Annotated in this window: 23 protein-coding genes; 16 read left to right on the plus strand and 7 right to left on the minus strand. The window is 67.1% G+C overall.

Annotated features, from left to right (window positions below; translation table 11 throughout):
• Nucleotides 1–37 precede the first annotated feature (37 nt).
• Nucleotides 38–2,089, minus strand: coding sequence for an acetate--CoA ligase (gene acs / locus ABIB27_RS12450; protein WP_354217542.1), 2,052 nt, complete (start codon nt 2,087–2,089; stop codon nt 38–40).
• Between the two features lie 404 nt (nt 2,090–2,493).
• Here acs and ABIB27_RS12455 point away from each other — a divergent pair, with 404 nt between their 5' ends.
• Genes ABIB27_RS12455 through ABIB27_RS12465 form a run of 3 tightly spaced genes read left to right on the plus strand, consistent with a single transcriptional unit; the run spans nt 2,494 to nt 5,390 of the window.
• Nucleotides 2,494–3,864: a hypothetical protein gene (locus ABIB27_RS12455; protein ID WP_354217541.1), complete on the plus strand. Its 1,371-nt coding sequence runs from the start codon at nt 2,494–2,496 to the stop codon at nt 3,862–3,864.
• 15 nt (nt 3,865–3,879) lie between these two features.
• Nucleotides 3,880–4,716 carry an endonuclease III gene (gene nth, locus ABIB27_RS12460; protein ID WP_354217555.1) on the plus strand — a complete coding sequence of 279 codons (837 nt, stop codon included), beginning with the start codon at nt 3,880–3,882 and terminating at the stop codon, nt 4,714–4,716.
• The gene (locus tag ABIB27_RS12465; protein WP_354217540.1) at nt 4,713–5,390 is read left to right on the plus strand and encodes an NUDIX hydrolase; all 678 of its coding nucleotides are present in this window, start codon (nt 4,713–4,715) and stop codon (nt 5,388–5,390) included. Before nth ends, ABIB27_RS12465 begins: the two co-directional genes overlap by 4 nt.
• A 28-nt stretch (nt 5,391–5,418) precedes the next feature.
• Here ABIB27_RS12465 and ABIB27_RS12470 read toward each other — a convergent pair whose 3' ends face one another.
• On the minus strand, nt 5,419–5,652 hold the full coding sequence (locus ABIB27_RS12470; protein WP_354253949.1) for a YegP family protein: 234 nt from the start codon (nt 5,650–5,652) through the stop codon (nt 5,419–5,421).
• Nucleotides 5,653–5,740: 88 nt separating this feature from the next.
• Nucleotides 5,741–7,453: a bifunctional 3'-5' exonuclease/DNA polymerase gene (locus ABIB27_RS12475; protein ID WP_354217537.1), complete on the minus strand. Its 1,713-nt coding sequence runs from the start codon at nt 7,451–7,453 to the stop codon at nt 5,741–5,743.
• Between the two features lie 305 nt (nt 7,454–7,758).
• On the opposite strand from ABIB27_RS12475, the gene ssd reads away from it, so the two are divergent.
• From ssd to ABIB27_RS12510, 7 genes are all read left to right on the plus strand, one after another.
• Complete coding sequence (ssd, locus tag ABIB27_RS12480; protein ID WP_354217536.1) at nt 7,759–8,934, plus strand: septum site-determining protein Ssd; 1,176 nt, start codon at nt 7,759–7,761, stop codon at nt 8,932–8,934.
• 35 nt (nt 8,935–8,969) lie between these two features.
• Nucleotides 8,970–10,199, plus strand: coding sequence for a TadA family conjugal transfer-associated ATPase (locus ABIB27_RS12485; protein WP_502909199.1), 1,230 nt, complete (start codon nt 8,970–8,972; stop codon nt 10,197–10,199).
• Nucleotides 10,196–11,080 (plus strand): type II secretion system F family protein, encoded by an 885-nt coding sequence (locus tag ABIB27_RS12490; RefSeq protein ID WP_354217535.1) that lies wholly within the window; start codon nt 10,196–10,198, stop codon nt 11,078–11,080. Before ABIB27_RS12485 ends, ABIB27_RS12490 begins: the two co-directional genes overlap by 4 nt.
• The gene (locus ABIB27_RS12495; RefSeq protein WP_354217534.1) at nt 11,077–11,700 is read left to right on the plus strand and encodes a type II secretion system F family protein; all 624 of its coding nucleotides are present in this window, start codon (nt 11,077–11,079) and stop codon (nt 11,698–11,700) included. Before ABIB27_RS12490 ends, ABIB27_RS12495 begins: the two co-directional genes overlap by 4 nt.
• A gap of 194 nt (nt 11,701–11,894) precedes the next feature.
• Nucleotides 11,895–12,215 carry a DUF4244 domain-containing protein gene (locus ABIB27_RS12500; protein WP_502909200.1) on the plus strand — a complete coding sequence of 107 codons (321 nt, stop codon included), beginning with the start codon at nt 11,895–11,897 and terminating at the stop codon, nt 12,213–12,215.
• Nucleotides 12,212–12,841 carry a TadE family type IV pilus minor pilin gene (locus ABIB27_RS12505; protein WP_354217532.1) on the plus strand — a complete coding sequence of 210 codons (630 nt, stop codon included), beginning with the start codon at nt 12,212–12,214 and terminating at the stop codon, nt 12,839–12,841. Before ABIB27_RS12500 ends, ABIB27_RS12505 begins: the two co-directional genes overlap by 4 nt.
• Nucleotides 12,838–13,197 (plus strand): Rv3654c family TadE-like protein, encoded by a 360-nt coding sequence (locus ABIB27_RS12510; protein WP_354217531.1) that lies wholly within the window; start codon nt 12,838–12,840, stop codon nt 13,195–13,197. The genes ABIB27_RS12505 and ABIB27_RS12510 overlap by 4 nt, the downstream gene beginning before the upstream one ends.
• Here ABIB27_RS12510 and ABIB27_RS12515 read toward each other — a convergent pair.
• Together ABIB27_RS12515 and ABIB27_RS12520 are read right to left on the minus strand one after the other, a co-directional pair.
• Nucleotides 13,170–15,602, minus strand: a complete 2,433-nt coding sequence (locus ABIB27_RS12515; protein WP_354253950.1) for a DEAD/DEAH box helicase — start codon at nt 15,600–15,602, stop codon at nt 13,170–13,172. The two genes, ABIB27_RS12510 and ABIB27_RS12515, sit on opposite strands and share 28 nt — an antisense overlap.
• A 27-nt stretch (nt 15,603–15,629) precedes the next feature.
• Complete coding sequence (locus ABIB27_RS12520) at nt 15,630–16,322, minus strand: GNAT family N-acetyltransferase (RefSeq protein WP_354217529.1); 693 nt, start codon at nt 16,320–16,322, stop codon at nt 15,630–15,632.
• Nucleotides 16,323–16,719: 397 nt separating this feature from the next.
• Here ABIB27_RS12520 and trhO point away from each other — a divergent pair, with 397 nt between their 5' ends.
• On the plus strand, nt 16,720–17,613 hold the full coding sequence (gene trhO / locus ABIB27_RS12525; protein ID WP_354217553.1) for an oxygen-dependent tRNA uridine(34) hydroxylase TrhO: 894 nt from the start codon (nt 16,720–16,722) through the stop codon (nt 17,611–17,613).
• A gap of 49 nt (nt 17,614–17,662) precedes the next feature.
• Here the strand turns inward: trhO and ABIB27_RS12530 are convergent, their stop codons facing one another.
• Nucleotides 17,663–18,262 carry a hypothetical protein gene (locus tag ABIB27_RS12530; protein ID WP_354217528.1) on the minus strand — a complete coding sequence of 200 codons (600 nt, stop codon included), beginning with the start codon at nt 18,260–18,262 and terminating at the stop codon, nt 17,663–17,665.
• 77 nt (nt 18,263–18,339) lie between these two features.
• Nucleotides 18,340–18,774, minus strand: a complete 435-nt coding sequence (locus ABIB27_RS12535; RefSeq protein ID WP_354217527.1) for a DUF6023 family protein — start codon at nt 18,772–18,774, stop codon at nt 18,340–18,342.
• A gap of 136 nt (nt 18,775–18,910) precedes the next feature.
• On the opposite strand from ABIB27_RS12535, the gene ABIB27_RS12540 reads away from it, so the two are divergent.
• The 5 genes from ABIB27_RS12540 (at nt 18,911) to ABIB27_RS12560 (ending at nt 25,966) form a co-directional block, all read left to right on the plus strand.
• Nucleotides 18,911–19,696, plus strand: coding sequence for a MerR family transcriptional regulator (locus ABIB27_RS12540; protein ID WP_354253951.1), 786 nt, complete (start codon nt 18,911–18,913; stop codon nt 19,694–19,696).
• Nucleotides 19,697–19,734: 38 nt separating this feature from the next.
• On the plus strand, nt 19,735–21,423 hold the full coding sequence (locus tag ABIB27_RS12545; protein ID WP_354217525.1) for a DUF7059 domain-containing protein: 1,689 nt from the start codon (nt 19,735–19,737) through the stop codon (nt 21,421–21,423).
• A gap of 159 nt (nt 21,424–21,582) precedes the next feature.
• The gene (gene topA, locus ABIB27_RS12550) at nt 21,583–24,312 is read left to right on the plus strand and encodes a type I DNA topoisomerase (protein ID WP_354217524.1); all 2,730 of its coding nucleotides are present in this window, start codon (nt 21,583–21,585) and stop codon (nt 24,310–24,312) included.
• Between the two features lie 145 nt (nt 24,313–24,457).
• The gene (locus ABIB27_RS12555; protein WP_354217523.1) at nt 24,458–24,910 is read left to right on the plus strand and encodes an SseB family protein; all 453 of its coding nucleotides are present in this window, start codon (nt 24,458–24,460) and stop codon (nt 24,908–24,910) included.
• A gap of 51 nt (nt 24,911–24,961) precedes the next feature.
• Nucleotides 24,962–25,966 carry a Ppx/GppA phosphatase family protein gene (locus ABIB27_RS12560; protein ID WP_354217522.1) on the plus strand — a complete coding sequence of 335 codons (1,005 nt, stop codon included), beginning with the start codon at nt 24,962–24,964 and terminating at the stop codon, nt 25,964–25,966.
• The last annotated feature ends 3 nt before the right edge of the window (nt 25,967–25,969 follow it).

Here is a 25,969-nt window from a genome sequence, read left to right on the forward strand (position 1 = left end):
GTGGGAAGCGCCGTCGCCGTGTTTGCGTGTTCGCCGGCTATTTCCGCAGCGAGGCCGCGATTTGGGCCATGACGGTGTTGTCGGCGAGGGTGGTGGCGTCGCCTACGTCGCGTCCTTCGGCGACGTCCTTTAGCAGGCGCCGCACGATCTTGCCGGAGCGGGTTTTGGGCAGTTCCGGGACCACGAGGATGGTTTTGGGTTTGGCGATGGGGCCGATTTCCTTGCCCACGTGGTTGCGGAGTTCCTGGACGATGGCGTCGCCGGAGTCCACGGCGTCCCCGCGGAGGATCACGAACGCGACGACGGACTGGCCGGTGGTGTCGTCCGCGGCGCCCACGACGGCGGCCTCGGCCACGGCGGGGTGGGAGACCAGGGCGGATTCGATCTCGGTGGTGGAGAGCCGGTGACCGGAGACGTTCATGACGTCATCCACCCTGCCCAGGAGCCAGATGTCGCCGTCCTCGTCCTTCTTCGCGCCGTCGCCCGCGAAGTACATGGACTCGAAGCGGGACCAGTAGGTGTCCTTGAACCGTTCGGGGTCGCCCCAGATGCCGCGGAGCATGGCCGGCCAGGGTTCGCGGATCACCAGGAAACCGCCGTGGCCGTCGGGCACTGATTCGCCGTTCTCGTCCACGACGTCCACGGCGATGCCGGGCAGCGGGACCTGCGCGGAGCCGGGCTTGGTGGCGGTCACGCCGGGCAGCGGGGCGATCATTTGGGCGCCGGTTTCGGTCTGCCACCAGGTGTCCACGATGGGGGCCGGGTTGTCCTTCTTCTCGCCGTTCTTCCCGGCGTTGGCGCCGATGACGTCCCGGTACCACATCCAGGCTTCGGGGTTGATGGATTCGCCCACGGAGCCGAGGACGCGGATCGAGGACAGGTCGTACTTGTCCGGAATGTCCCGGCCCCACTTCATGAACGTCCGGATCGCAGTGGGGGCGGTGTAGAGGATGGTGACTTTGTACTTTTCGATGATTTCCCACCAGCGGCCCTGGTGTGGGGAATCCGGGGTGCCCTCATACATGACCTGGGTGGCGCCGTTGATCAGTGGGGCGTAGGCGACGTAGGAGTGGCCGGTGACCCAGCCGACGTCGGCCGTGCACCAGTACACGTCCGTTTCGGGGTGCAGGTCGAACACGGCCTTGTGAGTGTAGGCGCCTTGGGTGAGGTAGCCGCCGGTGGTGTGCAGGATGCCCTTGGGCTTACCGGTGGTGCCGGAGGTGTAGAGGATGAACAGCGGGTGCTCGGAGTCATGCCCGACGGCGGTGTGCTCCGCCGAGGCCGCCCCGACGGTGTCGGCCCACCAGTGGTCCCGGCTTTCGTGCCAATCCACGTCCTGGCCGTTGCGCTTGACCACCACCACGTTCTGGACGGTGTGGCCGTCACCGTCGTCCCCAAGGGATAACGCGTCGTCGACGGCGGTCTTCAGGGAACTGGGCTTGCCGCGCCGGTAGGTGCCGTCGGCGGTGACCACGAGCTTGGCTTCGGCGTCCTCGATCCGGGAACGGAGCGCGTCCGCGGAGAACCCGCCGAACACCACGGAGTGCACGGCACCGATGCGGGCGCAGGCGAGCAGTGTGATCACGGCTTCGGGGATCATCGGCAGGTAGACGGCCACGCGGTCGCCTTTGGCCACGCCGAGGGACTCGAACGCGTTGGCTGCCTTCTTCACCTCTTCGGTGAGCTGGGCGTAGGTGTAGGTGCGGGTGTCGCCGGGTTCGCCTTCGAAGTAGATCGCGACCCGGTCGCCGAGCCCGTTTTCCACGTGGCGATCCAGGGCGTTGTACGCGGCGTTGACTTCCCCGCCCACGAACCACTTCGCGAACGGCGGATTGGACCAGTCCAGCGCCTGGTCAAAGTCCTTTGACCAGGTCAGCAACTCGCGGGCCTGCCTCGCCCAGAAAGCCGGGCGGTCGGCGTCGGCCTCTGCATAATCGGCTGCGGTGACAACGGCGTCGGCAGCGAATTCCGGGCTGGGAGCAAATGTCCGGTTCTCGTGCAGCAGGTTTTCAAAGGCGTCGCCCTGCTGGCTGCTCGGCACGGAGGCTGCGGGGGCTGTGACAATGGAGCCGGGAGTGTCCTGGGACATGGTGAACCTCATCATTCATCGGTCTATTCTGCGGCTGGCCGTCACGTTGCCGTGCCCCGCCGCTGTGTGGCATGGGGCAGGGCCGATCACGGACGTTCCGCAAAGAGCTGTTCCGGGATCAAGCCTAATGCGTGAGCATGGCCCCGTGTGTCACCTGTCACACAGCCGCCCGCGAACGGCATTTATTAAGCGGTGAATGGTTGCCGGGCCACGCCCGCTTAGCTCCGGGCGCCACCGATCAGCTAGTGAACGGCCATACGGTTGACTAGGCTGAGATTGAATTGTGACTTTCTACGGGGCTGTCCGATCCGGAGCATCACTGCCCGGGCCTGGCCGCTCCGCCGTTCCGGACGGCACAGTTTTGGGGCGGAACCGTCCCGTGCCGCCACGCTAAGGAGAACAGAATGAACCAGCAAAGCTCCGGTCAGAAAATTGGCCGCGCAATGGAGGACGGGCCTGACGCCGTGCCAGTAAACGGCATCGCGCCAGAGAGCGCCGCAGCGAAGGACCCGCAACACCCGACCGGTGCCAAACCCGGTGCCAAGCCCGGCACCACCAACCAGGCCGTGCTGGGCCCGTTCACGCTGCGTGACCTGACAGTTTTCGGCGCCACCCTGATCCTCCTGGTCGCCTCGGTGTTGCCGATCTTCTTCGGCCGGTTCAATCTCTGGAATGCGGGCAGCCTGTTCTTCCTTGGGCTGGGCGTGGTGCTGCCGATGATCGTCACCGCACTTTTTGCGGCCCGCCGGCTGGCCCCCGCCACCAAGGTCCGGATTGGCTCGCTGTCCGTTGACCAGTTCGCCTCGGTGGTGGCGTCCTTTGCTTTGGCGTTCTTCTTCGTTTCCGCCGCCGCTGCCTATGTCCCCAGCCTCCTGGTGGGCCTGGTGGGCTCCGTGGTCCTGTTCGCGGCGACGGTGCTGAGCCGCTTCATTCCGTATTTTGCCGGCGACTTCCTGGGACGCGACGAAATGTCCGCCCACATCATGGCGCGCGACTCAGCCGTTCCGGCTCCCAAGCCACACACGCCCAAAGAACCCAAAGCGGCGGACGGTGCCGAACCGGCGTCCAAGCGCGCTTTTGGTATCCCTGCCGGGCCGTGGTCATCCGGCCGTTCCGCTGCCTCCAAACCGGCAGAGGCCTCGCCCGGCGCCTCGGTCCCCGCTGCGTCCGCACCCGCTGGTACTGGTTCCCCCGCCCCGGCCATGTCCGCGGCAGTGTCCTCCGCCCCTGAGGTCAGGGAATGGACCGCAACCGGTGACGCAAGCCCCGCAACCCAGGCGGCCGACGTCGTGCCTTCAGCTTCAAGCTCTCCCGACGCGTCCACCTCTCAGGAGACGATGATGGGTGACGTCCCGGCAGCAGCTGCCGCTCGGGCTTCCGCCGCGTCAGCATCCGCAGTGTCAGCGCCTGGTGCTGCCGAGGCGACAACGCACGACGACGGTGCAAAGGCGGGTGCCCCGGCCCGCCAGTCTGCCGCCGAACCCGCTGCCACGGCGGTGCACCAGCAGGTGCGGCAGGTGGAGCCGATCGGTGCCACCGTGGACCCGGCCAGCCGCCCGGAAGAATCCGACGAACAGCCGGTGTTTGAGGCCTTCTGGTTTGCCGTGGCGCAGCACCGCACCGCCGTTGACCCGCGCACCGGCGCCCCCGCCTTTGTGATCGAACCCGGCGGCTGGGTACTGGCACTCGAAGACCGGGGCCACGAATTCCTGGTCCAGCATACCGACGGACGCCTGGGCGTGCTGCGCGACCTCAGCAACATCGAGCGCGGCTAGCAGGTCCACGTGGCCATGTCCCGTGCCCTCGGATCCGGCCCTGCCAGAGCTGCCGCATCCCCGAAGGCCGCCGCAGAGTCACTGCTGGGGTTGAAGCGCCGGGCCCGGCGGATCAACCGTGCGCTGGCGGAGAAATACCCGTACGCCCACGCCGAGCTTGATTTCCGGAACCCCTTCGAACTGGTGGTGGCCACGGTGCTGTCCGCGCAGACCACCGATGTCCTGGTTAACCAGGTCACCAAGATCCTGTTCGCCCGGTACCCCGATGCCCGCACCATGTCCGAGGCAGAGCCCGCCGAGCTCGAAGCGATCCTGCAGCCCACCGGCTTTTTCAGGGCCAAAAGCAAGAACGTTCTGGCCCTGAGCAACCGCCTCGTGGACGAGTACAACGGCGAGGTGCCCGGCCGGCTGGAAGACCTGGTGACCCTTCCCGGCGTTGGTCGGAAAACCGCTAATGTGGTGCTGGGCAACGCCTTTGGTGTGCCCGGGATTACGGTGGATACGCACTTCGGCCGCCTGGCCCGGCGCTTCGGCTGGACCCAGTCCGAGGATCCTGTGCAGATCGAATTCGACGTCGCCGAGCTGTTCGAGCCCAGGGACTGGACCATGCTCTCGCACCGGGTGGTGTTCCACGGGCGGCGGGTATGCCATTCCCGGAAACCGGCCTGCGGCGCGTGCCCGGTAGCCAACTGGTGCCCCAGCTACGGGCTCGGCGAGACCGATCCCGTCAAGGCAACCAAGCTCCTCAAGTACGAGCTGGCGCCCGGGAGCGAGGCCCTCCTGGGAAAGCTGCTCGCCGAAACCCACCGGGCCGCGGAAATCCGGATGGAATCACAGAGGCGCCTCCCATGAGCGCACGTCAGGACCTGATCGGCCTCGTGGAGAGATCCGACAACGGGGACGTCGACGCGCCCAACACCCAATGGGCGGCATTGACCGTTGACGAATCCATTGCCCGCAAGGCGGCCGTGCTGATGCTCTTCGGCGTGCTGGACAACGTTCCGGCCGCGTCCAGCAAGCCCCTGGCTGCTGCCGATTTGGATGTCCTGATGCTGGAACGTGCGCACACCCTGGGCTCGCACCCAGGCCAGGTGGCCTTTCCGGGTGGCGGCGTTGACGGGGACGAAACCCCGGTGGACGCAGCCCTCCGGGAAGCCGAGGAGGAAACCGGGCTGGACTCGGCAGGCGTGGAGGTTCTGGGCACCCTGCAGGAGCTCGGACTGGCCCGCAGCAATTTCCTAGTGACGCCGGTGCTCGGATGGTGGGCGGCGCCGTCGCCCGTGCGCGTGGTGGACTACGGCGAATCCGCCCAGGTCTTCCGGATCCCGGTCCGTGACCTCCTGGACCCGGCCAACCGGGTGACGGCCACCGTCCGCCGGGACGGCAGGATCTTCAGTAGCCCCGGCTTCGCCGTCTGCGGCGTGCTGGTTTGGGGCTTCACCGGGATCATCCTCGATGGACTCTTCGAGCAGCTGGGCTGGGCCGTTCCATGGGACCGGACCCGCGTGCGCGAGGTGGCTTTCTAGTCCGCAGCGGCCCGGCCCAGCTTCGCGCCTAGCTGCTGGGCGGTTTCTGGCGCAGATCCACCACAACGCCGGTGGCCGCATTTTCCCGTAAGGCCTTGATGCCGTCTTTCAGGGCACTGAGGTGCGGGAAGTCGGGCGAAACGGCCACAACCTTACCGTTTTTATCGGTGAGCCTGAACCGATACGCTTCGTGGCCTACTCGATGTATTTCAAACTTTCCGGGCATGAGCCGGACCTCCCCCTGTAGTATGCGCCATTGCATATGTTGCCGGGCGTTCGGCGCCCGGAACCACTTACTCTAACGCGGCCAAGGGGATCTGGCGAGCTACTGCCGGGTAAGTTACTTTCGGCTACTTGGCGTTGTCGTAGGAGTCCACCACGGCCACGCTGACCGGGAATTCCACCGGGATGGGTCCGAACAGGAGTTCCTTCGCCGCGGCGGCTGCTTCCTCGATGGCGCGGATACAGGCCGCCACGCCGGCCTCGGGGGCGTGGACCATCACTTCGTCGTGCAGGAAAAAAACGAGTTCCGCCTGAACAGAACCGTCGGCACGCAACGCGCGCAGCCGCCGTCGTAATTCCGCCAGCCAGCACGCAGCCCAGTCGGCGGCCGATCCCTGGACCACGAAGTTGCGGGTAAAGCGGCCGCGGGAGCGGGCGATCGATTCTGCGCGTCGCTGTTCCTCCGCGGTGGCCGATTGCTGGCTCCGGAACCAGTGTTCCGACGGCGGTGGGCTGCTGCGGCCCAGCCGCGTGGTCACGGTACCGCCTGCCTCGCCGTCGCGCGCCGCCTGCTCCACAAAGCCCACGGCCCGCGGGTAGGTGCGGGCCAGCTGCGGCATCAGCCGTCCGGATTCACCTGTCGTGGCGCCGTACATGGCCCCCAGCAGGGCCATCTTCGCCTTGCCGCGGTCGCCGCCGAATCCTTGCGCGGCGATGCCCGCGTAGAGGTCCTTGTCGCGCGCGGACGCAGCCATTTTGGCATCCTGGGCGAGCGCCACCAGCACCCGCGGCTCCAGTTGGGCCGCGTCCGCGACGATGAGCTTGTGGCCGGGATCGGCGTGGACCGCACCGCGGACCTGGCGCGGAATCTGCAGGGCGCCGCCGCCCCGCGAGGCCCAGCGCCCGGACACCACCCCGCCCACCACGTACTCGGGCTGGAAGCGGCCGTTTTTCACCCATGCGTCCAGCCAGGCCCACCCGTTGGCGGTGTGCAGGCGGGACAGTTTTTTGTAGGCGAGGAGCGGTTCGATGGCGGGATGGTTCGACTCCATCAGCTCCCACTGCCGGGTGCTTTTGACCTCGATGCCGTTGCGGTGCAGGGCACGCATCAGTTCCTGCGGCGAATCGGGGTTCAGTGCGGGGGAGTTCAGGCGGGACCGGAGTTCGGTGTTCAGGGCTTCAAGCTTCGCTGGCCGGTGGCCCGAAGCCGGTCGCGGTCCCAGATAATCGGCCAGGATCTGCTCGTGCAGGTCCGCCCGCCAGGGGACGCCGCTGTGCTGCATCTCGGCAGCGATCATGGCCCCGGCGGACTCGGCGGCAAGCAGCAGTTGCAGCCGCTTCCGCTTGTTCTCCTCCGGGGCGGCGGAGGCCAGCGCCGCCTGCTGGGCGGCGTATTCGGTGCGCAGTTCCGCCAGGGTATGGCGCGGCGACCGGTGCCGGAGGTCCTCGAACAGGGCGCCCTGCTCCGCGGGCGGGGCCGGCGGCTGGAGGCCGCGGGGCGGTTCCTGGGGATCGTCCAGCGTGACCTTTTCGGCGTTCAGGGCGTACTCGGTGTGGGCCGTGAACTGCGAATGCGCCAGGATGGTGCCGCACAGGCTGAGGTCATAGCAGCGGTCCAGTTCCACACCCGCTGCCAGCAGCGCGGGGTACCAGTCCTGCGTGCGGTGCCAGATCCAGCGCGGCGGTGCCTCGCGGGGCCGGGTCTCGAGGTGGCGTACGACGCCGGGCAGCTCGCTTGCGCTGATCAGCCGCGGTTCGGGGCGGTCCGGGTGGGGGTCGCCCGCCTGGGTGACCTGCTGGAGGGCTGCGCCGTGTGAGTGGGCGGCGAGCAGCAGGTACATAGGTTCAATTCTGCCTTGTGGCGGAGGCCCGGGCTGACGGCGCGGGCGGCCGACGGCGCTGGCACGGTGGACGGATCGGGCGGCCGAGCTTCGCCGGCCGGGCCGGTAGCTGTGCCACAATCGGCGTCACCTTATGTTGACGGCATGGAGGTGGAACGGATGAAGACGTTGGTGGCATCGCAGCGATCGCTCTGTGCCTTGTGGTCAGCAAGCAGGCCGTCCACCGAAAATACGGGAAGCAGTAGTTGTCCACATAGCGCGGCCCGCCACTGTTTCCCTGACCGGGTGCGATGGAGAGTTGCTGCATGAGCAGGCACCAGCTATCGCCGTCCCCTTCCGAGCAGCCATCGTCCCAGCTGTCCCGTGCCCGGCCATCCCCTCGCGGTGGAGCTGCATCCGGTGCCGGGGCGTGGTTGCCGGACTCTGCTGCCACCGAGGTGCTGCTGGTCACTGACTACGACTTTCTTCAGGGTGAGGTGGAGCAGATCGTGGCCGCCGCCGGCGGCCAGTTGCGGGTGGTCGCGGACGTCGCGGAGGCGGCCAAGTACTGGGACACCGCAGCCGCCGTGCTGGTGGGGAGCGACGTCCGTGAGCTGCCTCCGAGGCGCCGGGCACCAGCAGTGCTGGTGGGCCTGAATGGGGAAGGCGACAGTCTTTGGCACCTGGCCGCCGCTCTTGGTGCCGAGCGGGTGGCAGTGCTTCCTGATGCCTCGGCCTGGCTGGCCGAGTACCTGAGCAGGTCGCGTTCGCCCGAAGCCGGCGGCCTCGTCCTCGGCGTGACAGGCGGCTGCGGCGGGGCCGGTTCCACCACCTCCGCCATCTGGATCGCCCAGGCCGCAGCCGGGCTGGGCGTCCGCGTATTGCTCGTTGATGGGGACCCCTGGGGTGGTGGGCTGGAACTGGCGCTGGCCGCCGAAGAGGTGCCGGGGTTGCGGTGGCCTGACCTGTCCGACGCGAGCGGCAGCATCGATCCTGAGCAGCTCGCCGATTCCCTGCCGGTCGCCGGCGGATTTTCGTTCCTGTCCTGGCCCGGCAGCCGCGATCGTCAGGCTCCTGTGGACGCCACTGCCACGGGTGGCGTGCTGGACGCTGCCCGGCGCGGCTATGAACTGGTGGTGGTGGACATCGGCCGCGGTGCAGAACCACTACACAAGTTTGCCTGGGACTGTGACCGCATTCTGGTGGTTGTCCCGGCACAGTTGAAGGCTGCGGTGGCTACGGCCCGGCTGCTCCATGAACTTCCGCCGGTTGAGGCGGCGCTGCTGGTCCGGGGCAAGTCCGGTGCCGCGCTGGACGCGGGACTGATAGCTGACGCGGTCGGGCTGCCGGTCCAGGGCTGGGTTCCTGAGCTGCGCGGCGTCACTGCGGCCGGGGAGAACGGACGGCTGCTCGATCTGGGCAAGCGGCGCAGCGTCAGGCACTTCGCCGCGTCGGTGCTCGATCTGTTGGATGGCGACATCCTTGCCGGAGACCTGCCGTGAGTGCGAGGCGGCCTGACCCGCCGCCGACCCCGGCGGTGCCGGTTCCTTCGGGCCAGCTGACCGGACCACGCCGCCGGCAGGTCCGGGTCCTGGATCCGCGCGGTGTTGATTCGGCACTGCTGGAAACGGTCCGCGAATCAGTCATGGCCGATGCCGGGCCGGTCACGGCGTCCCGTGTTGCCGCAGCGGTCCAGGCCACCGGGCGGCTGCTTGGGACTGCAGGCTCCCTCGCCGCCGTCGAGCGGATCAGCGCCGAATTGAACGGGCTCGGCCCCCTCCAGGAACTGACCCGCGATATCCAAGTCACCGACATCTTTGTGAATGCCCCGGACTCGGTGTGGATCGACCGGGGAAGGGGCATCGAACCGGCCGGCGTGTCCTTCGCCAACGAGGCCCAGGTGAGGGCCCTTGCCTCACGGCTCGTGGCGGCTGGCGGCCGGCGGCTCGATGACGGGTCCCCGTGCGTTGATGTCAGGCTCGACGGCGGTTACCGCGTGCATGCCGTCCTGCCCCCGATTTCCACAGCAGGCACCCTGCTGAGTGTGAGGATACGGCGCGAGCAGGTCTTCAGCATGGACGAACTCCGGTCCGGCGGCATGTTCGGCGGCGTGGTGCACGAAGTTCTGGAACGCATTGTCCAGCACCGCCTGAGCTTCCTCATCAGCGGAGCCACGGGTTCGGGAAAGACCACGCTGCTCTCCACCCTGCTGGGGCTGTGCTCACCGGCCGAACGGCTGGTCCTGATTGAGGACGCCTCCGAACTGAACCCCGTCCATCCGCACATTGTTTCGCTGGAGTCCCGGCACGGAAACCTGGAGGGCGGCGGTGAAGTGGATCTGGGCGATCTCGTTCGGCAGGCACTCCGGATGCGCCCGGACCGGCTGGTGGTGGGGGAATGCCGCGGCGCCGAGGTCCGGGAACTCCTCACTGCCATGAATACCGGTCATACGGGCGGCGGCGGAACCATCCACGCGAATGCTGCCACTGCCGTCCCCGCGCGGTTGACAGCTCTGGGCGCTCTCGCAGGCCTTGGCCAGGACGCTGTCCGGCTTCAGGCAGCCAGTGCGCTGGACGTGGTGGTCCACGTGGAGCGGTCCCGCCAAGGGCGTTATGTGGCCTGTGTGGGTGTGGTGCAGGACGGGCCTGCCGGACTCGTTGTGGTTCCGGCGCTCCTGACCCGGCGTGGCCGGCCGTCCGCGGGTCCCGCCTGGGAATCGCTGAGTGAGCGGCTGGGGCTGTCTGCTGAACTGGGTGCAGCGGCATGACGGGGATGCTGGCCGGGATTCTCGCCGCGGTCGTGCTCCTGCTGCTCAGGCCACCCGGTGGCGCCGCGGGCCGTTTTCGGCGGGCCGTGGGGAGCACCGGACCGGGCCGCTCCGGTGGGCCCAGTGCACTGCACGGTGACGCCGGACCGGGCCGCTCCGGGCCGCGCTTCACCCTCGGCGCTCCGTGGCGGAAGGTGCGTCGTGCCGGACAGCAGGGGGGCCAGCTTTCCCTGACCTTGGTGGTCCAGCAGCTGGCGGCGTTGCTGAAGGGTGGGCGCACGCCAGCGTGGCTGTGGGACGAATTGTGGCTGGTCCACCAGGGCCGGTCGGAAGCAGGTTCACGCCAGCCGGAGGAAAGTGCCGGACCGGCGGATCCATCAAAGGCGTCAAAGCCCGGGCGGAACGGCCCGAGCCTAAGCCCGGGTTCCCTGCTGATGCTTGGCGCCGTCCGGGCCGCCGCATTCAGGGGCCTGCCGGTGTCTGAGGCGATCAGGAAATCCGCCCCGGCAGCATTTTTGCGCACTGCCGGCAGGGAGCAGCAGACCTGGCTGGAGCTGGCCGCGTGCTTTGACATCGCCGAAGCCAGCGGCTGTCCGTTGGCTGATGTCCTGGCGCGGTTTGCAGCCCAGTTGGAGGTGGAAGATGACGCTGAGGCGGCAAGACAGACGGCCTTGGCCGGCCCAAAGGCGACTGTGAGTCTCCTGACCTGGCTTCCAGTACTGGGGTTGGGGCTGGGCATGGCGCTGGGTGTTGATCCGCTGGCGATACTGTTCGGGACGCCGCTGGGTATGGCGGTGCTCGCGGCAGGGGTGGCCCTGACAGTCGCCGGGCGAATCTGGTCGGCCCGCCTGGTCCACGCCGCCGCTGGGGCCGCGCCGTGACGGATGCACTGGTGCCCGGAGTGGCACTCGTCGTTGTGCTGATCGCCGTTTCGTGCCTGGCCTTTTCACAGTCAGGCCGGGTACGGCACCGGTTGCTGAGGGTGAGCGGGGGACCGGGCAACCAGCCAGGTATCCCGAGTCCGCGGGCCGCCCCTGGAGGGGCGAGCGGCGCTGAGGGTGTAGCCGGATTGCGCGACACCGCCATGATGCTGGACCTCGTGGCCGCGATGCTGGATGCAGGATCAGGGATTGGACGATCCCTGGAACTTGTCGCGGCTTCTTCGTCCCAGGACTACAGTAAGGCGTTGCGCCCGGTGGTTTCAGCGCTCGCCATCGGAGCCGACTGGGAGACAGCCTGGCGCAGCTCCGAAGTCCGGCTTCCGGAGATCCTGGAGTTGCGCGATGCACTCGGGTTTGCTGCGCTGACCGGCGCGCCGTCGTCGGCCATCCTGTATGCCCAGGCCGCCAGGCTGCGCCGGGAGAGGTTCCGGGCCGCAGAGAAGCGCGCAGCGTCCCTGGGCGTAAAGCTGGTCATCCCGCTGGGCCTGTGTTCGCTGCCGGCCTTCATCTGCCTCGGTGTGGTCCCGGTTCTTCTCGCCCTGGTGCCCGCCGGAACCTGAGTCCGGCGTGAAGCCGACGATGTGCGAGGCCCGGCATCGGCCCGTCGCCAATGCCGGCTCTTTTCCGGTCCTTTCCTCCACAGGCCGCTGAAAGGCGGGGTTTTCCACTTGGGGCAGGTTCGCCCTTACGGCCCCGATCGAACCCGGGAAGAGTCGAAGCAACCGGCAACTCGGCCGGACTGCAGAAGGGAACCATGATCATGACCAGCCAAAACGCTCTTGCCGCCGCTGTACCGGAGGCTACCACTGGACCGTCGGGCACCGGGGATGGGCCGCACCTGAAAGCGCCAGCCGAACATAACGGCAACGTGGTGGAGCTTTACCCGGGTGCCACCGGACGGAAGAACCGCAGGCGCCGCCCCTCCGCTTCGGAAGCCGGGATGGCCACGGCCGAATACGCGATCGCCACCTTGGCCGCGGTGGGGTTCGCCGGACTCCTCGTCTTCATTCTGCGCAGCGACGAAGTACGAGGGTTCCTTTTGAACCTCATCCGCACGGCGCTGGCCTTGCCGTGATCCTGACGCCGGCGGCCCTGCACCCGGACACCGGGCGGGAGGGTGAGGGGATGCGGAAGGTTGCTTCACTCCGTCGCGGCAGCCGTGGGCCGGGGAACGCCCACGGCGCAGTGACGGCTGAGTTCGCCGTGGTGCTGCCGGCTGTCCTGCTGTTGCTCGCTTTGTGCCTGTCCGGGGCCGCCGCCGGCGTCACCCAGCTCAGGCTCGAAGAGGCAGCCCACGCCGGCGCCAGAGCATTGGCCCGCGGTGACGACCTAGCCGCAGTGGAGGGAATTGTCAGGACGTTGGCGGGAAAATCGGCCACTGCGTCGGTGGCGGCCGACGGCGAGTGGCTGAGCGTCACGGTGGCGGACAGGGTCGGCGGCCCACTGGGAGTTACGGTGCCCTGGACGCTGACGGCGAAGGCCGCGGCCCGGAGCGAAACGCCGATGTCATCCGGTGTTCCGCCCCGCCCGTTGGATCAGGTTGCGGCCGCACGCACGTCACCGCCACTGGCTGCGCCACCGCCGTTGGCGGTGCCACCGTCACTGGCGGCGCCACCCCGGCTCCTGGTGGCCGGCCGCCACGTGCCGCACCAAGGCGTGCCATCAGAGCGGTTAACGCAACTGACCAGCGGTGCTGCATGAGCGGCCAGTGCCGGGACCACCCGGAGCGTGGCTCGGGAACGGTCCTGGCGGCTGGGCTCGCACTGGTGGTCATCATGGCTATGGCCCTCTTGCTCCTCCTGGCCCAGTCGGCGGTGATGGCCAGCCGTGCGGCTGCAGCGGCGGACCTTGCTGCGCTCGCCGGGGCAGATGCCCTGCGCGGGCTGACCCCGGGGGATCCCTGCACCGTGGCCGCCGACGTGGCAGCGCGGCATGACGCCGTCCTCGTCACCTGCACGGAAGGGGCAGGGCAGACCGTCGAGGTCCGGACCCAGCTCACTGCGCGGACTATGCTCGGTGCCGCCAGCGGTCATGCGCGGGCCGGACCGCCGCCGTGAGCCGCCGCCGGATTGAGGGCGCGTTCCGCCGGGGGCAGAAGTTCCACATTCCGGGAAGGTGCCTCGCTCGCATCTTTGAGCAGGACGTTGATGAGCGTGATGGCCGCAGCCTTGTCCAGGGGATTGTTCTTGTTCCCGCATTTGGGGGACTGGACGCAGGACGGGCAGCCTGACTCACACTCACAAGCGTTGATGGCGTCCCGCGTCGCCGAGAGCCAGACTTTCGCCTTGTCGAAACCGCGCTCGGCGAAGCCCGCGCCGCCGGGGTGCCCGTCGTACACAAAGATGGTGGGCAGTCCGGTGTCAGCGTGGATGGCCGTGGACACACCGCCGATATCCCAGCGGTCACTGGAAGCCACAAGCGGCAGCAGCCCGATCGCTGCGTGTTCCGCGGCATGAAGGGCTCCCGGGAACTGTGCCTCGTCCAGCCCGGCACCGGTCAGCGAACGGTTGTCCACCACGAACCAGACAGCCTTGGTGAAGAGGTCCCGGGCTCCCAGCTCCAAGGGCTCCTCGCCCAGGATTTCGTTGGATATCAGGGCCTTGCGCTGGAAGGAGACCACTTGGGTTGTCACTTTGACGTCACCGAAGTGCACAGCGACGCCGCCCCACTGGGCGGTCCGCTGGGTTTCGAGCACCTCGATCTGGGTGACGTCCCGGGCGGTGGTGTAGTAATCGGGGTTGGCACGGCGGACCACCACGCAGTGGTCGTCCTCGTTCAGGTCCTCCACCACGTAGCTGTCGCCCTGGTGGACGTAAACGGCCCCGGTGTGGGCCTGGTAATGCGTCTGTGGCGAGTCCATGGTCCCCAGCAGGGAGCCGGTGTCCGCGTCCACGATGCTCACTGGTCCGCCGCCGTCGGCCCGGAGGTTCACCATCGCGGCAGCGCTCTGGGAGTGGGTCCAGAACCAGCCGGCCGGCCGGCGGCGCAGGTAGCCCTGGGCCACCAGCTGGCCCAGCAGCTTTTCGGTGGTGCCGCCGAAGAGGCCGAGCTCGGCCACCCCGAGGGGGAGCTCCGCGGCGGCAGCACAAAGGTGCGGCCCCAGCACATACGGATTGGAGGGATCAAACACCGTGGCCTCGACGGAGACGTCGAAGATCGCCTCCGGATGGTTCACCAGGTAGGTGTCCAGCGGATCATCGCTGGCTACGAAGGCGGCGATGGCGTCCTGGCCGGCGCGTCCGGCGCGGCCGATCTGCTGGAACAGCGAGGCGCGCGTTCCTGGCCAGCCGGCCACCAGCACCGCGTCCAGTCCGGAGATGTCGATCCCAAGTTCCAGTGCGGACGTACTGGAGACGCCCAGGAGCTCGCCGGAGCGGAGGGCCTTTTCGAGGGCGCGCCGCTCCTCCGACAGGTAGCCGGACCGGTAGGCGGCCACACGTTGCGGAAGGCTGGGGTCCACCTCCTCCAGGAGGCGCTTGGTGATGGACGCTATGGTCTCCGCGCCGCGCCGGGACTTGATAAAGGCGATGGTCCGGATCCTGGACGAGACCAGGTTCGCCAACAGATCGGCCGTTTCAGCAACGGCAGTCCGCCGCTCCCTGGCCCCGTTCTCGCCCTTGAGGTCCGTCAAAGCGGGTTCCCAGAACGCAACCGTGGTGGAACCATGCGGCGAGCTGTCCTCGGCAACGGTCCGGACCGGCGCGCCGATCAGGCGCCCGAAGGACGTCCCCGGCTCCGAGGCCGTGGCAGAGGCCGCAATGAACACCGGGCCAGGGTGGGAGGTCCCGGCGCCGTAGTACGCACAGATGCGGCGCAGCCGGCGCATCAGGTTGGCCACGTGCGAGCCGAACACGCCCCGGTAGCTGTGCGCTTCATCCACAATCACGTACCGCAGCCGTCGGAAGAAGCTGGCCCACCACGCATGGTTGGGCAGGATGCCGAAGTGCAGCATGTCCGGATTCGCCAGAATGAAGTTGGCGTGGTCCCTGATCCACCGCCGGGACGCTGGGTCGGTGTCGCCGTCGTATGTCTCCGCGCGCACAGTGGACAGATTCAAGGAACGGATGGCGGCGAGCTGGTCGGCGGCGAGCGCCTTGGTGGGGGAGAGATAAAGCGTCACGGCGCCGTCGTCGTGGATTTTTCCGGGCTCGGACAGCACCCGCAGTTCGGAACGGTGGATGGCGTCCAGAGCCGGCAGCTGGTAGGCAAGGGATTTTCCGGAGGCGGTACCGGTGGCAATCACCACGTGCTCGCCCCCGTGGGCAAGATCGGCGGCCTGGATCTGGTGCCGGTAGGGCTCGTGGATGCCCAGAGAACCATAGGCGGCCACGAGATCGGGGTGGGCCCAGCCCGGCCACGGTTCGTGGACCGCCTGGCGCGCGGGGATGGTGCGGACATGACGGAGCTGCTCCGGGTCCGAACCGCGGCCCAGCAACGGGATCAGCGAGTCATGGGGGTTCACCCCAACATTCTTTCATCCGCGGAAAAATCAGCCCACGGAAAGGTCCGCACCCTCATCGGAGGTGGACAGCATCAGGACACGGCAGACTGTGGCCCAACCCAGGTGGGAATACAGTTTTTGGCCGTCCAGTGAAGCCAGCAGCAGGCCGTTCTCCACATCCGGGCCAATGGCCTGCGCCGCGAGGGCCTTCATGATGAAGCTGCCCAGGCCACGGCGCTGGAACGCGGGCTGGACCACAATCTTGTCGAAAACCGCGGTCGCACCCACCACACGTACCCGGCCACTGGCCGCCACGGAGTCGCCGGAGCGGACTACGGCATGGTGGACGCCGTCCAGTTCGGAGGTGACCAGGTTCAGGTCGTCATCCGATAGCCAGGGATCCTCGGTGTCCTGGGTTTCCATGTCCACGATCATCATGGCCTGCGACGCGGACGTGATGTTGAGCCCGTGCTTCCCGGCCAGCTGGGTATACCGGAGGACGTCGTTGGTCAGGATGGTCAGTATCCGGGTAGGGGCATCCGCGGTCTTTGCTGCCAAGGCCGCGAACTCGTCCTCGGAAGGGTCGTGGGAGAAGTACTCCCATTCTCCGGTGGTGTCGGCCCGCAGTGCAGCGGGGAATCGGCCTTCAGTTGATGTTTGGTACCCGCGGCAACCGGCCCAACCAGTTACCCAGACCGCAAGAAGGTGTGTGATGTCTTCAACCATGGCGTCCGGACTCATGTGATGAGGGTATTCCAGCCCCGTCACAAGCAACAGGGGTTCGCTGCCGGGACCGTGCTTGCTTATGCAATCGTGACCAGACCAGACGGGCGGAATCCCCCGAAGCCATGAACGTTCCGTCCGCGTTCAGTTCCTCCTGGCCAGCGCCACCCCGAGTGTCACGGCTGGTGGGTGACGGCGCGGCAGCGCGGGGCGGTTAAGTGTGGCGCCGGTGCGTGCGGGGCCGCCGTCACGGCCGCCGCGGTGCCGTTCGTCGTTCGCCGTCGCCGTCGCCGTCGTCGGCCACCGGGCGGCCGAAACCGCCCTGAACAGATGCGACGCCGCCGCCGCAGCGGGGCCAGGCCACCCGTAGCGGACAGGCAGGCCAGTGCCTGGCAAACCCAGTACCCTTAAATACGTGGCTTTGAACCGAATTGTGCTCTTTTACGGCTTTACCCCCATCACTGATCCGGACGCGGTGCGGCTCTGGCAACGCGCCCTCTGCGAGAAACTTGGGCTGACAGGACGCATCCTGATTTCCAAGGACGGCATCAACGCCACGGTGGGCGGCGAGATCGGCGCCGTCAAGCAGTATGTGAAGACCACGCGCGAGTACAAGGGCTTCCACGGCATCGACGTGAAATGGTCCGACGGGGGCGCCGACGATTTCCCGCGGCTGAGCGTCAAGGTGCGGGACGAGATTGTCTCCTTCGGCGCCCCCGGCGAACTCAAGGTCGATGCGGACGGCGTGGTGGGCGGCGGCACGCACCTCCAACCCGAAGCGCTGCACGAACTGGTGGAAGCCAGGAAGCAGGCCGGGGAGGATGTGGTGTTCTTTGACGGCCGCAACGCCTTCGAGGCCCAGATCGGTAAGTTCAAGGACGCGATCGTTCCCGATGTGGCCACCACGCACGATTTCATCAAGGAACTCGATTCCGGCAAGTACGACGCCCTCAAGGACAAACCTGTGGTCACGTACTGCACGGGCGGGATCCGCTGCGAAGTGCTCTCCAGCCTGATGGTGAACCGCGGCTTCAAGCACGTCTACCAGCTCGACGGCGGCATTGTCCGTTACGGCGAAAGGTTCAAGGACCAGGGCCTGTGGGAAGGCTCGCTCTACGTTTTCGACAAGCGAATGCACCTGGAGTTCAGCGAGGACGCAAAAACCATCGGCGAATGTGTCCGCTGCGCCGCACCCACCAGCAAGTTCGAGAATTGCTCCAACCTCAGCTGCCGCACCCTCACGTTGAACTGCGCCGAGTGCGCGGCCAGCCCGGAGACGCTGCGCTGCCCTGAAGGCTGCGCTGCCTGAGCGAAGCGTTCACGGGATCCTGTAGCGCCAGGCCTGCGGCGGCAGAGGCTCAAAGCCAGATCAGCCGGTATGCGTAATTAGCCTCTGACCCAGCTTCCACCCGGAACGTCAGCACCGTTTCCTCCGACATGTAAATCACGTTTTGCCGCGTCGAGCCGCAACGCAGGCTGAGGTGCAGCATGGTGTACTCGCCGTTGCTGACAGTAAAGGTGACCGGCCGCTGGCTGCGGCATGCCAGCGTTAAGACGTACGTTCCGGGCGACAGGCTGGGCACGATCTCGGTCCGGATTTCCTCCGCGCGCAGCAGGCCGTAGCCCCGGTGCGCGACCTGCAGCCCGGTTCCGAGCTGGACCGACTCCAGCCAGGCTTCAAGGCCAGCCTCGTCGACGGGATCGTTCTGCCACGGATCGGTGGCAAAAGCCGGGTCGGTGACGGCGGGCGCGGCCAGGGTGTCGTTGAGCGCAGGCTGCCAGCCGTCGTCGTAGCTGTATTCGCACCCCGCCAGTGCAGCGCCGGCCAGCAGGGCGGCCGCCGCCGAAAGCACGACGGCGATGACCGGCCGGGTACGCAGGGAACCCTTCCCGGACAGGCGATGGCCCGGAAGAAAAGCAGAAAGACGACGCGGAGCCGCTCCCTTTAGTGCGGGCATAGGCCGACTGTAACGCCGGGAGCACCAGCCGGACCGGGGAAGCGTCCCCTACTTAAAGTAGGGAAGGTTGTCGGGAACTATCCGGCCACCACTTGGTACGCGTAGATTAGCGGTGCGTCCAGGCTGGAGGCGCTGAGCTCCAGCGGCCCGGTTTCCGTGAGGCTGATTTTCGTCGTCTCGGGCGTTCCGTAGCAGGCCGCTCCGAGGTCCAATAGTTGTTTGCCGCCGGACCGCACGGCGAGGAAAGCTTTACCGCCGCCTTCACAGACCAGCGTCAGCGTGTACTTCCCTGCCGGTACATTCTGGGTGTGGTCCACGGGCCGGGCGTTGAGGATCTTGCCCGCGTCTTCGGTCACGATGCCGGTGGCCGAGGGCATCGCCGTGGCCTTCCACGCGGGTACATCGGCGTTCTCCACCGAAAGCTGCTGTGCACAGCCGGAAACGGCCAGAACGACGGCGGCGGCGGCCACTGCGGTCAGGGCGCGCGGCATGGAGGTGGGAAAGAGAGCCATGCTTCAAACTTACCCGGAGGCCCTGATGTTCGGTGATCCGAGGCCCTTGAGCTTGACGCTACGTCAACATCTATCGTGGAAATGTCAGCCGGGACCCACAGTCAGGCTCCAGAACAAACAGCGCAAGGAGGAGCAGATGGACTGGTCCATCCAGGACATTGCCCGGATCGCCGGCACCACCAGCAGGACGCTGCGGTATTACGACAACATCGGCCTGCTCAAACCGAGCCGCACCGGCACCAACGGCTACCGCTACTACAACCAGGCGGCCCTGGTGCAGCTTCAGCGCATCCTGCTCCTGCGTGGACTGGGGCTCGGGCTGCCGGTGATCAGCCAGGTGCTCGACGCCGAAACGGACGCCGCGAAGGCGCTCACCGGCCATCTCGAATGGCTGAGGCAGGAACAGGACAGGCTGGCGCGGCAGATCGCGTCAGTCACCCAAACCATCAACGCAGTGAAAGGAGGCGGCGAAATCCTGGCGGAAGACATGTTCAACGGTTTCGACCACACGCAGTACAAGGACGAGGTCGAAGAGCGGTGGGGCAAGGACTCGTATGCGAAGGGGGATTCGTGGTGGCGCAGCATGGGCGCCGATCAGAAGTCCGCCTGGAAGCAGCGATCACAGCAGTTGGGCGAGGACTGGACCGCCGCGGCCACGGCCGGCATCGCGCCGGATAGCGCGGAAGCCCAGGCCCTTGCACAACGGCACGTCGCATGGCTGACCGGCATCCCCGGCACTCCAGCGTCGGATGCCCGCGGGGGTGGCGCAGGTGTGGGCGGCAGGGGCGATGTTAAGGAGTACGTCATGGGCCTCGGCGAGATGTACGTCGCGGACCCGCGGTTCGCCAAGAACTACGGCGGCACTGATGGCTCAGGCTTCGTCCGGGATGCCCTGAGGATCTACGCGGAAGCGAACCTGTAGCCGCCGGGGGAAGCGCCGCCCGCCAATAGACTTGGGCGGTGACTGATTCCACGCTCTTCCTTGCCGGCAACACCCCCGACGCGCCGCGCAGCGACCGCTCCGGGCTGCTGAGGGCGCTCGCCGCCGACTTGCGCGCGGTGGACTACACGCTCGACGGCGTGGCCGGGCTGCTGGGTGAGTCAGCCTACAACGCGCTCAACCGCGACCAGATCATCCCGGCCCTGCTGGCCACCGAAAGTGCCGCCCATGGTTCGCCCGCCGGCGGCGGATCAGCAACGGCGGCGCTCGCCGCCGTCGTTCGCCTCTGGCTCCTGGCGGAACCGCAGGCGCGGGCAACGCTCGACGCCGCCCTGTCGGGGATCCGGGCCGACGGCTTGGTGGAGCTGGGGTTGCTGGAGCCCGTGCCCGGCTTTGAGCAGCCCGGCACCGATCTGTCCGGCACCCAACTGCTGCAGGCCAAGGCGGACCTGCGTCCGTACGGCTGGGATGCTAACGAAGACGGCAGTGGCGGCGCCGAACTCTGGGTAGCCAGCGACCTCGCCGCGCACCAGCAGGCCGGGGTCCTGCGGCACGACCATGTGCTGGGGATCGGGCAGGCGTCCACCACGCTGGTGCAGACCACCGTCCGCCGGCACGTAGCCAAGGCGCTGGACTTGGGGACGGGCTGCGGAATCCAGTCCTTCCACCTGCTGCACCATGCCGAGCATGTCACGGCCACGGACATCTCCGAACGTGCCCTCGCGTTCACCCGGTTCAACCTGCTCCTGAATGCCGAAGCGCTGCTGCTGGATCCCGCTCGCCTGGAAAACCGGGTGACCCTGCGGCTGGGGTCGCTGCTGGATCCCGTGGCCGGGGAGGAGTTCGAGCTGGTGGTGTCCAACCCGCCGTTTGTGATCACGCCGCGGACATCCGGTGAAGCGGCGTCCGGGCAGTTCACCTACCGCGACGGCGGCCTGCCCGGGGACGAGATTGTGTCCTCCCTCATAGCCGCCCTGCCCGGCGTCCTGGCCCCTGGCGGCACCGCCCAGCTGCTCGGCAACTGGGAAATCCCGGCGGGAACAGCGTGGCACCAGCGGCCGCAAAGCTGGATCAGCCCGGGCACGGATGCCTGGTTCATCCAGCGCGAGCAGGTGGGCCCCGAACAGTACGCCGAAACGTGGCTGCAGGACGCCTCCGAATCCCGCGACCGGCAGCACTACCGGGACGCGTACGCGGCGTACCTCGCGGACTTCGCCGCCCGGGACGTGGAGGGGATCGGCTTCGGGATGATCTGGCTCCGGCGGCCTGCCGCCGGGTCCGCCGGCGCCATCAGCCGCTTCGAGGAAATCACGTACCCCATCGAACAGCCGGTGGGACCGCACCTGGGGGCCGCCGTCGAGCGTTCCGACTGGCTTGCCCTGAACGACCTGGCGGACGCGCACCTGATCGTGGCGGACGACGTCACGGAGGAACGCCACCAGCGCCCCGGCGCGGAGCATCCGGGCGTGATCCTGCTCCGCCAGGGTGCCGGGCTGCGTCGGACCAACCTACTCAGCACGGAACTGGCCGGGTTCGTCTCCGCGTGCGACGGCGACCTCTCCGTCGCGCAGATCATCGGCGCCCTGGCCGCACTGCTGGGTGGGAGCCTGGCCGGGGAGGACGGGTTCGACGGCGACGCCTTCCGGGCCGGGCTGCTCACCGAGGCAGGCAATCTGGTCCGCGACGGATTCCTGCTGCCGGCCGAATAAGCGGGATTCCGGAGGCTGTGGATAACGTTGAAACCGGGGCCGGAAACCGCCCTGCGGACCCGGACGTTTTCCACATGAATGCGCATCCTCGGCCAAAATATGGTGAACTAGGCGAGTATGGGCTCATCTGCCCGAGCAACCTTTTTCTGTAGGAGCACCGTGCCAAGCAAGGCCAAAACCGGCAAAAAACTCGTGATTGTGGAGTCTCCGGCCAAGAGCAAGACCATCGCCAAATACCTCGGCGAAGGCTTCATCGTAGAGGCCTCCATCGGTCACATCCGCGACCTGCCGCAGCCATCCGAGCTTCCCGCGGAACTGAAGAAGACCTCGGTGGGCAAGTTCGCCGTCGACATCGAAAACGACTTCAAGCCCTATTACGTGGTGTCTGCGGACAAGCGGAAGAAGGTCACCGAGCTGAAGGCGGCGCTCAAGGATGCCGACGCCCTCTACCTCGCAACCGATGGGGACCGCGAGGGCGAGGCCATCGCGTGGCACCTGCTGGAGGTCCTGAAGCCCAAGGTCCCGGTATACCGGATGACGTTCGGCGAAATCACCAAGGAAGCCATCCACCGCGCCATGGACAACCTGCGCGATGTTGATACGGCCCTGGTGGACGCGCAGGAAACCCGCCGCGTCCTGGACCGCCTCTACGGCTACGAAATCTCGCCGGTACTCTGGCGCAAGGTGGCCCGCGGCCTGTCCGCCGGGCGCGTCCAGTCAGTGGTCACCCGCATGGTGGTGGACCGCGAACGCGAACGCATGGCGTTCAAGGCCGCGTCCTACTGGGACCTGACCGGCCAGTTCGGCGCCGGCACCGCCTCCTTCAAGGCGAAACTGGCTGCCGTTGACGGCGCCAAGGTGGCCAGCGGCCGCGACTTTAACGACGACGGCGAACTCACCGCCCGCAACGCCGCCCACCTCAGCGAGGAACTCGCCACGTCCCTGGCCGCGGGCCTCCAGGATGCGGACTTCCGCGTCCGATCCGTGGATACCAAGCCGTATACCCGCCGCCCGGCCGCGCCGTTCACCACGTCCACGCTGCAGCAGGAAGCCGGCCGCAAGCTGCGGTTTACGTCAAAGAGCACCATGCAAGTCGCCCAGCGCCTGTATGAAAACGGCTACATCACTTATATGCGTACCGACTCCTCCGCGCTGAGCGACGAAGCCGTCACCGCTGCCCGCCGCCAGGCTTCCGAGCTGTACGGCCCGGAGTATATCCCCGCGTCGCCCCGGGTCTACACCAGCAAGGCGGCAAACGCGCAGGAAGCCCACGAGGCCATCCGCCCCGCCGGTGACTCCTTCCGCACCCCGGCACAGGTGGCCAAGCTCCTCTCCGGCGACGAGTTCCGCCTGTACGAGCTGATCTGGAAGCGCACCGTCGCATCCCAGATGGGCGACGCCAAGGGCTCCACGGCCACCATCCGGCTCGGCGCCGTTGCTACCGACGGCCGGGACGCTGAATTCTCGGCTTCCGGCACTGTCATCACCTTCCCCGGCTTCCTGGCCGCCTATGAAGAAGGCAAGGACGAGAGCCGCGGCGACGACGACTCCGAGGAGGCCCGCAGGCTCCCGAACGTCGCAAAGGATGATGCCCTGACGTCGTCGGACATTGTTGCTGTGGGCCACGAGACCTCGCCGCCGCCGCGCTTCACGGAAGCGTCCCTGACCGCCGAGTTGGAGAAGAAGGGCATCGGCCGTCCGTCAACCTACGCGTCCACCATCTCCACCATCCAGGACCGCGGCTACGTCCGGAAACAGGGTTCCGCGCTGGTGCCCAGCTGGATCGCGTTCTCAGTGATCCGCCTGCTCGAGCAGCACTTCACGGACTACGTGGACTACGAGTTCACGGCAGACATGGAAGGCGACCTGGACAAGATCGCCAATGGCCAGGCCGTGGGTGCCGCCTGGCTGCGCCATTTCTACTTCGGCGAGGACTCCGATCCGGGCCTGCTGAGCATCGTGAACAACCTCGGTGAGATCGATGCCCGGGAAATCAACTCCATTCCCATTACGGACGAGATCACGCTGCGGGTGGGAAAGTTCGGCCCGTACCTGGAAAGCTCTGCTGCCACGGTTGATCCGAAGACCGGCGAAATCGTGGAGAACTCCCGTGCCAACGTCCCCGAGGATCTGGCGCCGGACGAGCTGACGGCTGCCAAGGCCATCGAACTGATGGAGACCGCCGCCCCGGAGGAACGGGTGCTGGGCGCAGACCCGCACACCGGCCACACGGTGGTTGCCAAGAACGGCCGCTACGGCGCCTACGTCACCGAAGTCATCCCCGAGATGACCGAGGAACAGATCGCCAACCAGCCGGTCGAGTACTACAAGAACGGCAAGCCCAAACCGCCGAAGAAGCCGGTCAAGGCCAAGCCGCGCACCGGGTCACTGTTTGCATCGATGACCGTCGACTCCGTCAGCTTGGACGAAGCACTCCAGCTGATGAGCCTGCCCCGCGCGCTCGGTGAGGACGCCGAAGGCAATCTCATCACCGTGCAGAACGGCCGCTTTGGCCCGTACCTGAAGAAGGGCACGGACTCCCGCTCCATCGGCACCGAAGAGGAAATCTTCACCATCACGCTGGAGCAGGCGCTGGAGATCTACTCCCAGCCGAAGCAACGCGGCGCACGTGCCGCGGTGCCGCCCTTGGCAGAGTTCGGTCCGGACCCTGTTTCGGAGAAGAATATTGTGGTGAAGGAAGGCCGCTTCGGCCCTTACATCACCGACGGCATCACCAACATCACCGTGCCGCGCTCCACCTCCCTGGAGGAACTCACCCGGCAACAGGCCGTGGAACTCCTCGCCGAGAAGCGGGCCAAGGGGCCGGTCAAGCGCACCACCACCGCCCGCAAGGCCCCGGCCAAGAAGAAGGCGGCAGCCAAGAAGTAAGTCCCGGTGGTTGAGCCTGTCGAAACCTGGATGGAAGTAATCCTGCAGCGTGCGTGTACGTGAGGATTGAGCGGGCGCGCCGAGAATTGCGCATGTCCGGATTACCGGAATTGCGCAGTCGTGCCCAACGTGGTCATGTAGATACATGACTGAACAGCCCGGCACAGCCGACCCCAAGCCGCAGAACGACCTCGAAGAGAAGCTCGCTTTGGGCGGTCAGCCTGAGGGCAGCCCGGTGGACGTCATCCTGTCGTTCCTCAACAGCGAGGTCTACGTCATCAGTACCGACGGCATCGAAGGCGAAGATTCCCAGGTGGAGCCGCTGGTCCTGGCGAACGCTGAGGGCGAACCGGTCCTGGCCGTATTCTCGCACCCCACCCGCGTTGACGAGCAGTACCTGGAGGCGGCCCCGATTGTCCTGGGGACGCAGGGCGCAGCCATCATCGCCAATATCGGCGAGGACATGGGCATGGTGATCAACCCCGGAGCCGCGTATGGTTTCGAGATCAACCCCGAGGGCGTCGCCAACATCAAACGCGATTTCAAACGCGCTGATGAGCTGCCCGACGGCTCACCCGAGGACCCTTCCGCCAACTGACGCTTTTGGACCGGTTGTGGGTGATGGCCCGGGCGGGGGAATAATGGCAGGATGCGGCTAGGCGTCCTCGATATCGGGTCCAATACTGTCCACCTTCTCCTGGTGGATGCCCACCCTGGCGCGCGCCCGGTCCCTTTCGCCTCGCATAAGCGGCCGCTGTCCCTGGTGCAGTACCTGGACGGCGACGGCAACATCACCGATGCCGGGCAGCACGAGCTGATCGAATTCGTCCTGGAAGCCTGGGAGTTCGCTGCCCGGCACAAGGCCGATGACCTGCTGGCTTTCTGTACCTCCGCTATCCGTGAAGCCACCAACGGCCCTGCCGTGATGGCTCGCGTCAAGTACGAGACCACGGTGACGCTGCAGGAGCTGACAGGCAGCGAAGAAGCTTCCATGACCTTCTTCGCGGTCCGCCGCTGGTACGGCTGGGGAGCCGGCCCTGTCCTCAACCTGGACATCGGTGGCGGTTCCTTCGAAATGGCGTTCGGCCAGGACGAACTGCCTGAGGTCGCCACGTCCGTGCCGCTCGGTGCCAGCCGCCTGACCAGGGACTGGCTGTCGGAGGATCCGCCGTCGGCCAAAAGCGTCAAGGAGCTCAGACGTTACATCCGGAGTACGCTCGCCCCGGCCGTGAGCAAGTTCGAAGGCCTGGGCCGGGCCAACCTGGTAGCGGGAACCTCCAAAACCTTCCGGTCGCTCGCGCGGATCGCCGGGGCGGCCCCGAGCGCCGCCGGTCCTTATGTGAAGCGCGAGTTGAACGCCACCGATCTGGGGGTCTGGGCGCAACGGATTTCGGCCATGAAGGTCGAGGACCGGCTTTTCCTTCCCGGGGTGTCCGATGCCCGGGCGCATCAACTGCTCGCAGGGGCGCTGGTGGCTGAAGCCGCGCTGGAGATGTTCAAGTTCAAGAAAATGCGGATCTGCCCTTGGGCGCTGCGCGAGGGCCTTATCCTCCGCCGCCTGGACCAGTTGGTTTTTGCGGGTCCGCTGGATCCGGCACCCCACATCGCTAACCTCGACCCAGCCCGGAATACCATCGAGGTAACACCCGCCTAAGGT

The sequence above is a fragment of the Arthrobacter sp. UYEF21 genome (assembly GCF_040546085.1).
In the GTDB taxonomy this organism is placed as follows: domain Bacteria; phylum Actinomycetota; class Actinomycetes; order Actinomycetales; family Micrococcaceae; genus Arthrobacter.

Coding starts and splice junctions, on each gene's coding strand:
- ABIB27_RS12490 (WP_354217535.1), top strand. CDS start 10,196: ATGACGGGGATGCTGGCCGGGATTCTCGCCGCGGTCGTGCTCCTGCTG.
- ABIB27_RS12535 (WP_354217527.1), bottom strand. CDS start 18,774: ATGGCTCTCTTTCCCACCTCCATGCCGCGCGCCCTGACCGCAGTGGCC.
- ABIB27_RS12470 (WP_354253949.1), bottom strand. CDS start 5,652: ATGCAATGGCGCATACTACAGGGGGAGGTCCGGCTCATGCCCGGAAAG.
- ABIB27_RS12520 (WP_354217529.1), bottom strand. CDS start 16,322: ATGAGTCCGGACGCCATGGTTGAAGACATCACACACCTTCTTGCGGTC.
- ABIB27_RS12560 (WP_354217522.1), top strand. CDS start 24,962: ATGCGGCTAGGCGTCCTCGATATCGGGTCCAATACTGTCCACCTTCTC.
- ABIB27_RS12510 (WP_354217531.1), top strand. CDS start 12,838: ATGAGCGGCCAGTGCCGGGACCACCCGGAGCGTGGCTCGGGAACGGTC.
- ABIB27_RS12540 (WP_354253951.1), top strand. CDS start 18,911: ATGGACTGGTCCATCCAGGACATTGCCCGGATCGCCGGCACCACCAGC.
- ABIB27_RS12455 (WP_354217541.1), top strand. CDS start 2,494: ATGAACCAGCAAAGCTCCGGTCAGAAAATTGGCCGCGCAATGGAGGAC.
- ABIB27_RS12555 (WP_354217523.1), top strand. CDS start 24,458: ATGACTGAACAGCCCGGCACAGCCGACCCCAAGCCGCAGAACGACCTC.
- ABIB27_RS12530 (WP_354217528.1), bottom strand. CDS start 18,262: ATGCCCGCACTAAAGGGAGCGGCTCCGCGTCGTCTTTCTGCTTTTCTT.
- ABIB27_RS12475 (WP_354217537.1), bottom strand. CDS start 7,453: ATGTACCTGCTGCTCGCCGCCCACTCACACGGCGCAGCCCTCCAGCAG.
- ABIB27_RS12465 (WP_354217540.1), top strand. CDS start 4,713: ATGAGCGCACGTCAGGACCTGATCGGCCTCGTGGAGAGATCCGACAAC.
- nth (WP_354217555.1), top strand. CDS start 3,880: ATGTCCCGTGCCCTCGGATCCGGCCCTGCCAGAGCTGCCGCATCCCCG.
- acs (WP_354217542.1), bottom strand. CDS start 2,089: ATGTCCCAGGACACTCCCGGCTCCATTGTCACAGCCCCCGCAGCCTCC.
- ssd (WP_354217536.1), top strand. CDS start 7,759: ATGAGCAGGCACCAGCTATCGCCGTCCCCTTCCGAGCAGCCATCGTCC.
- ABIB27_RS12500 (WP_502909200.1), top strand. CDS start 11,895: ATGATCATGACCAGCCAAAACGCTCTTGCCGCCGCTGTACCGGAGGCT.